Below are 11,518 nucleotides of genomic sequence, written 5' to 3' on the forward strand. Positions count from 1 at the left end.
GACGAAATCAAGGCACGAATTACACGAACAATTACAAACTGCTTAAATCACAAGTATTTCAGCTTTTCTTAGTGCCATTCCACCCAGACTCTTTGCACTCCTCTAGATTTTCCCTGGAAGTTGAATAACTTACTTTTACCGATTCCGATTGCTCATATTGGGATAATGGTAGCACGAGGATTATATAACTCTAATGAAGAATATTGTAAATATGTAAGCTCAATCGAAGCCCTAACTTTATCGCATCTTTTGCTACTATCGATTGTCTTTTCCTATCAATCACATCATTTCATTCCCTGGTCTACTTTCTTTTGGGCTTGGTTACTCAGCGTATTGTTCTCTTTAGCTGGACGACTGTGCGCGAACTTTACTACTAACAAGCTACGCCAACAAGGTACAATCTGTAATCCAATTTTCGTTATTGGTTTTCCTACAGATATTGAAAAAGCTACCCAGTTATTAGTACAAGAAAATCATTACAGAATTATAGGATATTTGCCAATTTACGCATTAGAGAAATATGGTGTAGACAAAATAGTTGATGAAATTACTAGCTCAGGAGCAGTTGAAGTATTTGTCTGTTCTTGGCACAAAATAGAGCAAAGAATGTTTCTTTATTGGAGATTGCGTAATCATGGCATAACACTCAATATTTTGCCACTTAGCTTAGAAGAAATTGTAGAGGAGAAAATGGGAGCATTTTTATCACTAAAAAGCGGCATACCCTTCTTCAAACTTTCTCCTCCATTAATTGCAGGATTAGATTTTCGGATCAAGCGCTGTTTTGACTTTTGCCTAGCCGTTCTAATTATCTTAGTTTTATCACCTCTATATCTAGCGATCGCGCTTTTAATTAAACTAGATTCTCCCGGTTCTATATTTTATCAACAGACTCGCGTAGGTTTACATGGTAAACACTTCAATGTTTGGAAATTTAGAACAATGGTTAATAATGCAGACAAGCTTCAAAAGGAATTGGAAAACTTTAATGAAATGAATGACGGTATATTATTTAAAATTAAAAATGACCCTCGCCTTACAAAAGTTGGACGTGTTTTAAGACGTTATAGTTTAGATGAACTGCCCCAAGTATTCAACGTAATTTGTGGTGAAATGAGTTTAGTTGGTCCTCGCCCGCTACCGCTCAGGGACATTGAGCAACTTTCGGAAACTCAATTAATTCGCCACGAAGTTTTACCAGGAATAACTGGTCTTTGGCAAACATCCGGTCGTTCAGAAATTACTAACTTTAAAGATGTTCTGCTTTTGGATATTTTCTATATAGAAAACTGGTCTTTGTGGTTAGATTTACAGATTTTGCTAAAAACGATTGTGACTGTAGCTCAGAAAACAGGAGCTTACTGAAAAATACTTATCGCTTATGTATTAAAAAGATCTTATGGAATCTCAAGAACATCTTAATTTAGATTTGCAAAAGTATTGGGAGAGCCTAAAACGCAATTGGATACCTGCTGTAGCTACTTTTGGATTAGTTTCTGTCCTTGCAACCTTAGTAGCATGTTTGCAACAACCTGAATACGAAGCTCAAGGAAAACTCCTATTAAAAGTTAGCCGTACTCCTTCTCTAACAGGAGTAGGTCAACAATTAGGAGAATTAGATCCTCCGCTAGCAGCAAAGAGCAGTCCTCTCAATACAGAAATAGAGATTATTCGTTCTATTCCTCTGGTACAACAGACGATTAGTACCCTTAACTTAAAAGACCAAAACGGCACTTTTCTAGACCCACAAACAATTATCAAACAACAGCTCGATGTAAAAAATATTGGAGCAACAGATATGTTAGTAATTTCTTATAAAAGTCATGATTCTACACAAGCTGCGGTAGTAGTCAACAAACTCATGAACCTTTACATCACTAGAAATTTACTTGCTAATCGCACTGAAGCTGTTACGGCGAATAAATTTATTGCCAAGCAATTACCCATAGCTGAAGCTAGTGTCCGTCAGGTAGAAGTAGCTTTGCGCCAATTTAAGGAAAAAAATCAAGTCGTAGCTTTGGATGAGGAAGCTAAATCGGCAGTCAAAATTATTGAGGAGTTAGAAAACAAAATCAAGCAAACTGAAGCTGACCTTGCTGATGCTACTACTCGGTCAGTAAATCTTCAACAGAAAGTAGGCATGACTTCAAAGGATGCCTTGGCTATAAACTCTCTCAATCAGTCTTTAGGGGTGCAAAAAGTTCTGGAAGAATTACAACAAGTAGAAAGTCAAATAGTAGTCCAGCAAAATCGCTTTTCAGACAATAATCCTACGATTATCAGTCTAAAGCATGAAAGAGATAGCCTCAATTCATTATTGCACGATCGCGTTCAACAAGCACTTGGGACTCATACGCAAATATCCAATCAGAGTTTACAAATTGGAGAAAGTCAACAAAAACTAATTGAAAATTTTGCTGCTACGGAAGGAACGCGCTTGGCTATACATAGTCGTTTGGCTTCATTATCTAAAGCTCAATCTAGCTTTAAAAAACGACTCACGACTCTACCCAAATTAGAACAGGAACAGCGAGAGCTACAGCGAAGACTAGCAGCAGCTCAGTCTACTTACCAAACCTTGTTACAGAAATTTCAAGAAGTGCGGTTGGCAGAAAACCAAAACACAGGTAATGCTACTATAATTGAAAACGCCTTAGTTCCTACAAAAGCTTCTATTCGCAAACCAGCTTCGATCGTCATTTTAGGAATTTTATCAGGAATTTTTCTTTCTACAATTGCCGTTCTAATTTTAGAAATAACGGACAAATCTATTAAATCACTTCAAGAAGTCAAAAAATTTTTGGCTACGCAGTAGTAGGTGATATTCCTCAGTTTGGGAAAAAAGTTAATAGTCATCGTCAGGATGAACAGCAAAATATTCCACCAGTTTTTGTAAGAGAAATGCCTGATTCTCCCATCAGTGAGGCATTCAATATCCTTCAGGCTAATCTAAGATTTTTTCATCTATTACATCCAGCAGATAGTATATCGATTCAAGCCACTCACGCAAAAAGAAAAATTAAGCCATCTCTCAGTATCGGAACTTTTTTCAGTAGTTTAAAAAACTCTAATAAAGCCTTCAAAACAATTGTGGTAACAAGCTCTATCTCTAAAGAAGGTAAGTCTACAATTTCAGCTAATTTAGCCGCAACTATGGCAGAAATAGGACGTAAAGTTCTGTTAGTAGATGCAAATATGCACCATCCAATACAGCACCAAATTTGGAGATTGTCTAATACATCTGGTTTAAGCAATATTCTAAGCGGTCAAGCTGGATTTGAGGTCATAGAAAAGTCTGATGTGGCTAATTTAGATATTTTGACGGCTGGAGTCATACCGCCTAAACCTATAGCTCTGCTAGACTCTCCACGGATGGCTTTATTAATTGATTATTTTGCTGCTCGCTACGATTTTGTAATTATCGATGCGCCTGCTTTCAGCCATGCAGCTGATGCTCTCACTTTGAGTCATATGAGTGATGGCGTTTTATTTGTAGCACGACCTGGATTACTTAACTACGTCAGTGCTGATGCTGCTAAGGAGTTATTAGAGCGTTCTACTCAAAAACCTCTGGGTTTGGTCATTAATAATTGGAGCAAAGAAGAAAAATTCAATCATTCCTTAGTCTCTTTCAGAAAAAGGAATTTAAAAAACAATAACATATCCTCTAAAAAAATTTCTTTTAAATACAATGGCTATACTCATAATTCTACGTGAGAATTGATAAAGTTTTGGAAGGCTAAGTACTCGATCGCAAAAATCACTGCCAGCTAGTAAAACAAGCAAAATTGTTGAACCTTAGAAAAAAGTTGAGGAACGTATGAAAAAAGTTTTAGGAATATTGGGGGGAATGGGTCCCCTTGCGTCTGCGGAGTTTTTAAAAACAATCTATGAGTTTAATCTTGCCGATAGAGAACAAGAAATGCCTGCATGTTTTCTTTACTCCGATCCGACAATTCCCGATCGCACGGAAGCGATCGCTAATGGCTTAGATGAGTTATTACTTAACGATCTAATTACAGTTCTAGAAACACTTTACTTATTGGGTGTTGATAAGATTGTCATCCCTTGTATAACTATACATTATTTTCTTCCCAAGGTTCCATCAATTTTGAGAGAGAAGATCGTGTCTTTGGTCGATTTAATTCTAGAAGAAGTCTTAAATAGGCAAGAACATCAACTTTTACTCTGTACGCAAGGAACGCTAAATGCATGTATTTTTCAACAACATAGATTGTGGAAATGGGCTGAACCATACATAATTGTTCCGCAAGCAGAGCATAAACAGATTCACAATCTGATTTATCAAATAAAAAAAGAAGGTATTCAGAAATCAGCTCTGGTTTTCCTCAATACATTACTAAATAAATATGAAGTAAATTCTTTTATTGCCGGATGTACTGAATTTCACTTGCTTGCAAAGTACCTTATCCAACATCATGCCCAATATTATCGCATCGTAGATCCGCTCTTAATTATAGCAACAAATTTAAGAAGATTCATCGATTTACAACCACACGATGCAGATTTTATAACTGTCGATTCGAGAAGGCGATCGCCTATTTATTCCTTCAATGAGCGTTAACCAAAACCAGTTTTTATTGGACGGTCAATATGTCACAAATACATAAATCACAGGGTAAGTATGTGAAGATAGTTTTTGCTCTACTACGCTTGTTTGGGTTCAAATCAATCCCAGCGATCGCCAAACTACTACAAACATACATACCTTTTCCCTTACTTCATTTATATAGAACGTACAAGTATAATCTTTCTACCGTAATAGATCGGCAGCTATCAAATCTTTTCCGAAATCAAGTAGTAACAACTAAAAAGTTAATTGCTAATAGAAAAACAATCTTGTTCTACCCAGAGTTTCCTACTTCTGGGGCAATTTACTATATCTGCCTCTTTCTAGGTTATAACGTCACTAATAACCCCGAAGCAGCTTTCGATCTATGCATTAAGTGGAAAGATGCAACTTTTTCCCCAAAGGATTACGTACTATTTCGATTATCAGTTCAAAATCCAATTCTTAGCATTGTCAATATAAACTGCGAAAATATTAGCAAAACATATGTAGATCGAGTATTTCATACTGTGTTTGGTTACAGCGTCACTGTAGATCCGCTGACATATACCGGACAATGCGTGATGAAATCCGACCTAAACGGTCAGCACGACGGCAAGATAATTGCTTGTCCGATTGACACAGTAGAACCAGGTATTGTTTATAACAAACTCATCGATAATGAAGTAGAAGACGGCAAAGTACTACTACTAAGAGTTCCGGTATTTAAATATATAATTCCCTTTGTTTATTTAAAATACTTCCCAGTCGAACATCGCTTTGGTAGATCTTTTGCTCACCTAATTTCGGTACGGTTAGCGGAGGCTCAAGACATTTTTTCTGAAGTAGAAATTAGTAAAATTTTATGTTTTTGCCAAAAATTAGGACTGGATTATGGCGAATTAGACATACTCAGAGATAGAAGAGATCGACGATTGTACATTGTTGATGCTAATAATACTCCCTCTGCCACTATGATTTACAATCCTCTCGATCTACCTCTCGATAAGCAGAAATGTTTTCTGTCTCCCAGCGATCGCCTAATTGCTCTGCAAAAGTTAGCTCAAGCCTTTAAAACAGCACTGTTAAATCCATCAAAATCGTAACCAGGGTATCCTATGATGGACATCCGCCAAAAAGTAGTTAAAGGTGTAGTGTGGTCTGTGATTCAGCACTGGGGTAGTCAGACAATCTCCTTTGCTGTATTTTCTCTACTAGCTCGCTTACTTAAACCAGAAGAATTTGGTCTGGTTGCTTTAGCTAGCGTTTTTATTGCTTTGATGGAAATCTTTCTCGACCAAGGATTATCTCAGGCGATCGTTCAACGCCAGCAATTAGAGCCAGAGCATCTAGATTCTGCTTTTTGGGCAAACTTGACAGTTGGTATATTACTAACTATATGCAGCATCATTTTTGCTAAACCAATTGCTAATTTATTCAACCGTCAACAACTAGCACCAATCTTACAATGGCTGTCGCTGAGTTTTTTGTTGAACTCCTTCAGTTGCGTACAGCAAGCAATTTTTCATCGCGAATTGGCTTTTAAGTTTGTCGCGGCGCGATCGCTCTTGGCAACTCTAGGCGCTGGTACGATTGGCATTACTATGGCGGTTGCTGGCTTTGGTGTTTGGAGCCTTGTCGGTCAAAAGTTAGCGGGTGCTTTAGTAGGAGCTGTGGTTTTATGGAGTGCTAGTGACTGGCGACCAAGATTTTGTGTTTCTGTAAAACACTTCCAGGAATTATTTGTTTTTGGTATTAATGCGATCGGATTAAACGCAATCAATTTCTTTAATCGCCGCACTGACGATTTTTTAATCGGATATTTTCTCGGTCCTGTAGCACTAGGGTATTACACCATTGCCTATCGAGTGTTATTGGTCATGACGCAATTACTAATTACCGTCACTAATCAAGTCGCATTACCTACTTTTTCTAAGCTACAAGCAGAACCAGAACGATTGCAACGTGCGTTCTACGCTGTGACGCAACTAACAAGTCTCGTCGCTTTTCCAACTTTTATTGGTATGGCTGTGTTAGCGCCTGAAGTCGTACAGATCTTATTTGGCAGTCAGTGGCGATCGAGTATTCCAATTATGCAAGTATTAGCATTTGTTGGCATTCTCCACTCGATGTTTAACTTCAATTCCACTGTAATGATGGCTAAAGGTAAACCAGCTTGGAAATTGGGGGTAAACTGTCTGACTGCTGTAGTTAATATTTTAGGTTTTATATTAGTAACTCGTTGGGGAGTTGTAGCTGTTGCATTAGCTTATGTCATTGGTAGCTATTTGACTTTTCCAATTTCTATATATGTAGTGCGTAAATTAATTCCTTTACAACCGATCGCATATTGACGTAGATAGGCGATCGCGATCGCGGCAACCTCGGTTATGGTCAGTGCTATTTTAGCAGCCAAATATTTTTTGCCTAGTTTGCTCTCTCTACCAGCCTCACTAGCGATCTATACGCTAATCGGTGCTGTTTTTTATGCTCTAACAATTTTCATACTCGCTCCAAAGTTATTTTGGCACATTCTGAGTTTCATGCGTTAGCTGATTCGCTCTGACAGAGAAGGTAATGAGATATGAACGATCGACCTTTAGTTAGTATACTTATCAATAATTGTAACTATGGTTGTTACGTTGATAAAGCAATTGAAAGTGCTTTAAATCAAACTTATTCTCATTTGGAAGTTATTGTAGTTGATGATGGTTCTATCGATAATTCTCGCGAAGTCATCGCTCGTTATCAAGATCGAGTCATTCCAGTTTTGAAAGAAAATGAGGGTCAGTCGTCAGCATTGAACGTCGGATTTAACATAGCTAAAGGTGATATTATTTGTTTCCTTGATGCCGACGATCTGGCTCTATTAGAAAAAGTTTCAGAAGTTGTCAATGTATTTAAAAATAACCCAGATATCGGTTGGTGTTTTCATAGCATTAAGGTAATGGATATGAAAACGGGTAAGTTGCTAAAACGAATATGCCATGACAATGTATATGTAACTATCACAGAGGAAACAAAGCAGTCGCGATCGCAAAAATGCGATTTTAGAGCGTCAATGCTCGAACGAGGAAAAGTCGATTTTATTATACCTCCGACCTCTGGTTTGTGCTTTACACGTTCTCTGCTAAAGCAAATTTTTCCCTTGCCTCAGTATAAAACTCATAAAACCTCAGCTGACCGCTGCTTGAAATTTTCGGCGATCGCGTTAAGTCCAGGTTTTTTCTTAGATCGAGAGCTAACTATTCAAAGAGTACACGATTGTAACGCTTACACTGCTAGGAGCGATCGACAACAATATATGGCAAGATCGATTTTAATTATGGCTAACTGGATGAGAGTTAGATTTCCAGAATTAGCAAAGTTTACTAATAAATCTTTCGCCAAAGGACTTAGCATTTACTGGCGTACTGGCGGAGTGGAAGCATCAGCTAAAGAACTTGTCAAAAAATATCTGGCTTCAATTTCAATTCTAGAAAGGCTGGGAATTAGTTTAAGAGCAGTTTATTATAGTTTAAAAATTTGGGAGCGATAATAATTCATGTGTTCGTTGTTGCAGTCGCTTTGTAGTCGATCCCCCAACCCCCTTCAAAAGGGGGTATTAGTTCCCCCCTTTTTGTTGCAGTCGCTTTGTAGTCGATCCCCCAACCCCCTTCAAAAGGGGCTATTAGTTCCCCCCTTTTTCAAGGGGGTTAGGGGGGATCGAGATCTGAAACTTCAAACGTTTAATTTCTGTATTTTTAATTGCAAATCTGCAAGAAATAAACATCAATTGAACTCAACTCAATAGAAGATGAAACTACAGATTGCCATCCAGAAAAACTTATTTGAAAAAGGATTTGTAGTTTTAGCTCTACTACTTTTCTCAGATGCTTTAATTTCGCTTTTCCGCCGTCAAGAAGGATTTGTACTTGATGCGACTGAAGGCGATCCAGTCATGCAAATTTTTTTATTTGGGGTCTATGCAGTCACCTTCTTCCTGATTCTGCTGCGGTGGAAAAGTGTTATGCAACTCGTACTTAAGGAAAAGCTGTTAATCCTACTAGTCGCGATCGCGCTTTTCTCCGTGCTTTGGTCTGTTGCACCAATAGTCACTCTCCGCCGTAGTGTAGCACTCGTCATGACAACTTTATTTGGGGTGTACTTAGCGACGCGCTACAGTTTAAAACAGCAATTGCAGTTGCTCGCGTGGACTCTAGGTATAGCAATAGTACTCAGTTTTCTGTTTGCGATCGCCCTGCCAGCTTACGGAGTTCACCAGGAAGGGGGACACATCGGTGCTTGGCGAGGAATCTTCGTGCATAAAAATGCCTTGGGTCGAGCTATGGGTTTAAGCGTGGTGTTGTTCTCGCTTTTTGCTCTTTATAGCTACAGATATCGATGGATTGCATGGACTGGTTTTGCACTTTCAGTTGCCTTAATGCTGCTGTCAACGTCAGCAACACCCTTTTTGTCTTCCCTAATTGTTCTCGCTCTATTGCCACTCTACAGCCTGTGGCGGTGGCGCAATCCTCTATTCATGCATTGTGTTGTCATGACAGTGACGCTTGGTGCAGCTATGGTTCTATGGCTTTTGAGTCAAGTGGAAGCAATTCTCGGTGCTACCGGACGGGATTTAACTTTTACCGGACGCACAGAATTGTGGTCTGTTTTGCTGCAAGCAATCCAAAAATATCCCTGGTTGGGTTATGGATATAGTGCCTTCTGGCTGGGTTGGCAGGGCGAATCTGGAAGGGTATGGAACGTACTGATTTGGGAACCTACATACGCTCACAATGGTTATTTACAATTAGGACTCGATTTAGGCTTACTAGGTATTGCAGTATTTGTCTTGGGATTCTCGATTTACTTTGGGCGATCGCTGATCTGGGCGCGTACTAACCAAACTGCCACAGGAATGTTTCCATTAGCGTTTTTGACATTCTTGTTGCCGTATAACATGACCGACAGCATTATCTTGCAGCAAAACAATATTTTTTGGATTTTTTATGTTTCAACGGTTTTCTCAATGACGATTCAGCCTCAGCCAGCCAAACCGCCTGCAACTCGGAAATTTTCAGCATAGGAAAACAATCAAATATGCTTCACAAACCTGTTGTCCTAATTTATAGAAATAATCTCCTGCCTGCCTCAGAAACCTTTGTGCAAAAACAAGCAGAAGCCTTACGGGATTTTATTCCTTATTACGTAGGCTCTCGTCTCGTACAAGGTTTGCAACTTCCTCAAGAGCGCCGGATCGCCCTCAACCAAGGTGGATTGTTAGGCTTGACAAATGAGCTGTCTTATAAGTTATGGGGGAAAACATCTGTCGATTTTGTGCGATCTTTACAGCGACTTCATCCCGCACTGATTCACGCTCATTTTGCCCCAGATGGGGCGATCGCTTTGCCACTAGCGCAATGTTTACAAGTCCCGCTCGTAGTTACGTTCCACGGTTATGACGCTACTATGCACGATAAGTATGCAAAAGCCTCCTTCTGGAGTCACCGCGTTTATCTGCGTCGTCGAGAGGTACTAAAGCAGAAGGCACGGCTATTTATTGCGGTTTCTGAGTCTATTAAGCAGAAGTTACTAGAGTAGGATTTTCCGTCAAATAAAGTAGTTGTACATCATATTGGTGTCGATACAGAAACTTTTCAACCCGATCCATCCGTGCAACGTCGTCCAATCGTGCTGTTTGTGGGACGGCTAGCTGAGAAGAAAGGGTGTAAATATCTGATTCAAGCTATGAACCAAGTACAAGCAGTAATGCCAGATGTGGAGCTGGTGATAATTGGTGATGGACCCTTAAGGGTTGATTTAGAAAACATGGCAGCGATAAAACTACGTCGCTATCATTTTCTCGGAACGCAACCGCCACAAGTCGTAAAAAACTGGATGAATCAGGCGCTTTTGCTGGCTGCACCAAGCGTAACGGCTGCTACAGGAGACTCAGAGGGGCTTCCTATTGTTCTCATCGAAGCTCAAGCAATGGGATTGCCAGTTGTCAGTTCGATGCATTCTGGTATCCCTGATGCTATATTACACGGTCAGACAGGTTTCCTGGCTAGAGAACGAGATTGGAGGACACTAGCTGAATATATTTTGCTCTTACTTAACGACCGAACCTTATGGCAGCAACTTAGCCAAAACGGTCAAGCACGAGTCCGCACCCGATTTAATCTTCGCAGTCAAACTAGTATTTTGGAAGATATTTACTACACTACTTTGCGACCCAAGGTAAGCACACAAATAGTTCATAACTCAATCTCGCAATCCTAACTTTTCCCAATTTGTTACCTTTTTGTTCCTAGTTTGACACTTTTGTTGTTGTAAATTAAACATCAAGGTTGAAGATAACAGCTTCTGAGATTTACTATCAGGTTTGCCAGTTTATTTTCACCGAAAAACATCGAGTTGGATGTAACACTCTTCCCACCATGTAGTAGGGTGGGCATTGCCCACCTTTCCCTAAAGCTTAAATTGCTAAACACTAGTATTAACCATCTATAGCATTCCGATCGAACTGTACAACACGCAAAATGAATGTCATTACTCGTTTGTGATTTCGTAATGACAACTTACGACTTACAACTTCCAAATCTTATGCATCGATCGCAAGTGCTATAGATAAAAAGGAGTGAAAATGATGATGAAACTTATCAATCTAAAAGAACTAGTTTGTTCTTGGTTGGATGGAATTGAGATTCGTGACTCTAAAAAAGCCCATTTATTGTGTAAGGCAATTCCATCCAGTTGTCCGTTTGAGCGCGAAATCAAGTTCTTCAATCGCATCCTAGTTCATATTCCGCCCCTATGCAAGTTAAATCCTTTTTACGAGCAAGTGGTAAATCTTCGCTTTAAAGCCCTATGCTATCTAGCGGACGAATGCGGAGAGGATATAGCAATATATTGCTAGTACTTAACGCTGTCAAAAAATTAGTTAAGCAGTCATTGCAATTTTTG

The 11,518-nt window shown here is 39.2% G+C and carries 10 protein-coding genes and 1 pseudogene; all 11 read left to right on the forward strand.

What is annotated here, in order from left to right:
* Positions 1-120 precede the first annotated feature (120 nt).
* A complete protein-coding gene (locus DSM107010_RS29660) occupies positions 121-1,365 on the forward strand; it encodes a sugar transferase (protein WP_241994400.1) in 1,245 nt (414 codons plus the stop codon).
* Between the two features lie 34 nt (positions 1,366-1,399).
* Positions 1,400-2,815, forward strand: coding sequence for a GumC family protein (locus tag DSM107010_RS29665; protein WP_106166596.1), 1,416 nt, complete (start codon positions 1,400-1,402; stop codon positions 2,813-2,815).
* An 86-nt stretch (positions 2,816-2,901) separates the two neighbouring features.
* Positions 2,902-3,717, forward strand: coding sequence for a tyrosine-protein kinase family protein (locus DSM107010_RS29670; RefSeq protein ID WP_106166597.1), 816 nt, complete (start codon positions 2,902-2,904; stop codon positions 3,715-3,717).
* A gap of 103 nt (positions 3,718-3,820) precedes the next feature.
* Positions 3,821-4,585, forward strand: coding sequence for an aspartate/glutamate racemase family protein (locus DSM107010_RS29675; protein ID WP_015154207.1), 765 nt, complete (start codon positions 3,821-3,823; stop codon positions 4,583-4,585).
* Between the two features lie 62 nt (positions 4,586-4,647).
* Positions 4,648-5,676 carry a hypothetical protein gene (locus DSM107010_RS29680; RefSeq protein ID WP_241994401.1) on the forward strand — a complete coding sequence of 343 codons (1,029 nt, stop codon included), beginning with the start codon at positions 4,648-4,650 and terminating at the stop codon, positions 5,674-5,676.
* 12 nt (positions 5,677-5,688) lie between these two features.
* A complete protein-coding gene (locus DSM107010_RS29685; RefSeq protein WP_199755815.1) occupies positions 5,689-6,924 on the forward strand; it encodes a lipopolysaccharide biosynthesis protein in 1,236 nt (411 codons plus the stop codon).
* Between the two features lie 230 nt (positions 6,925-7,154).
* The gene (locus DSM107010_RS29690; protein WP_127024602.1) at positions 7,155-8,108 is read left to right on the forward strand and encodes a glycosyltransferase family 2 protein; all 954 of its coding nucleotides are present in this window, start codon (positions 7,155-7,157) and stop codon (positions 8,106-8,108) included.
* 258 nt (positions 8,109-8,366) lie between these two features.
* Positions 8,367-9,638: an O-antigen ligase family protein gene (locus tag DSM107010_RS29695; protein WP_106168783.1), complete on the forward strand. Its 1,272-nt coding sequence runs from the start codon at positions 8,367-8,369 to the stop codon at positions 9,636-9,638.
* Between the two features lie 14 nt (positions 9,639-9,652).
* Positions 9,653-10,153 (forward strand): glycosyltransferase, encoded by a 501-nt coding sequence (locus tag DSM107010_RS40205; protein WP_199755816.1) that lies wholly within the window; start codon positions 9,653-9,655, stop codon positions 10,151-10,153.
* Positions 10,154-10,177: 24 nt separating this feature from the next.
* Positions 10,178-10,834: pseudogene (locus DSM107010_RS40210) on the forward strand (glycosyltransferase); the annotation flags it as partial.
* Between the two features lie 364 nt (positions 10,835-11,198).
* Positions 11,199-11,471 carry a Mo-dependent nitrogenase C-terminal domain-containing protein gene (locus DSM107010_RS29705; RefSeq protein WP_106168782.1) on the forward strand — a complete coding sequence of 91 codons (273 nt, stop codon included), beginning with the start codon at positions 11,199-11,201 and terminating at the stop codon, positions 11,469-11,471.
* Positions 11,472-11,518 lie beyond the last annotated feature (47 nt).

It is taken from the genome of Chroococcidiopsis cubana SAG 39.79 (assembly GCF_003991895.1).
In the GTDB taxonomy this organism is placed as follows: Bacteria; Cyanobacteriota; Cyanobacteriia; order Cyanobacteriales; family Chroococcidiopsidaceae; genus Chroococcidiopsis; species Chroococcidiopsis thermalis.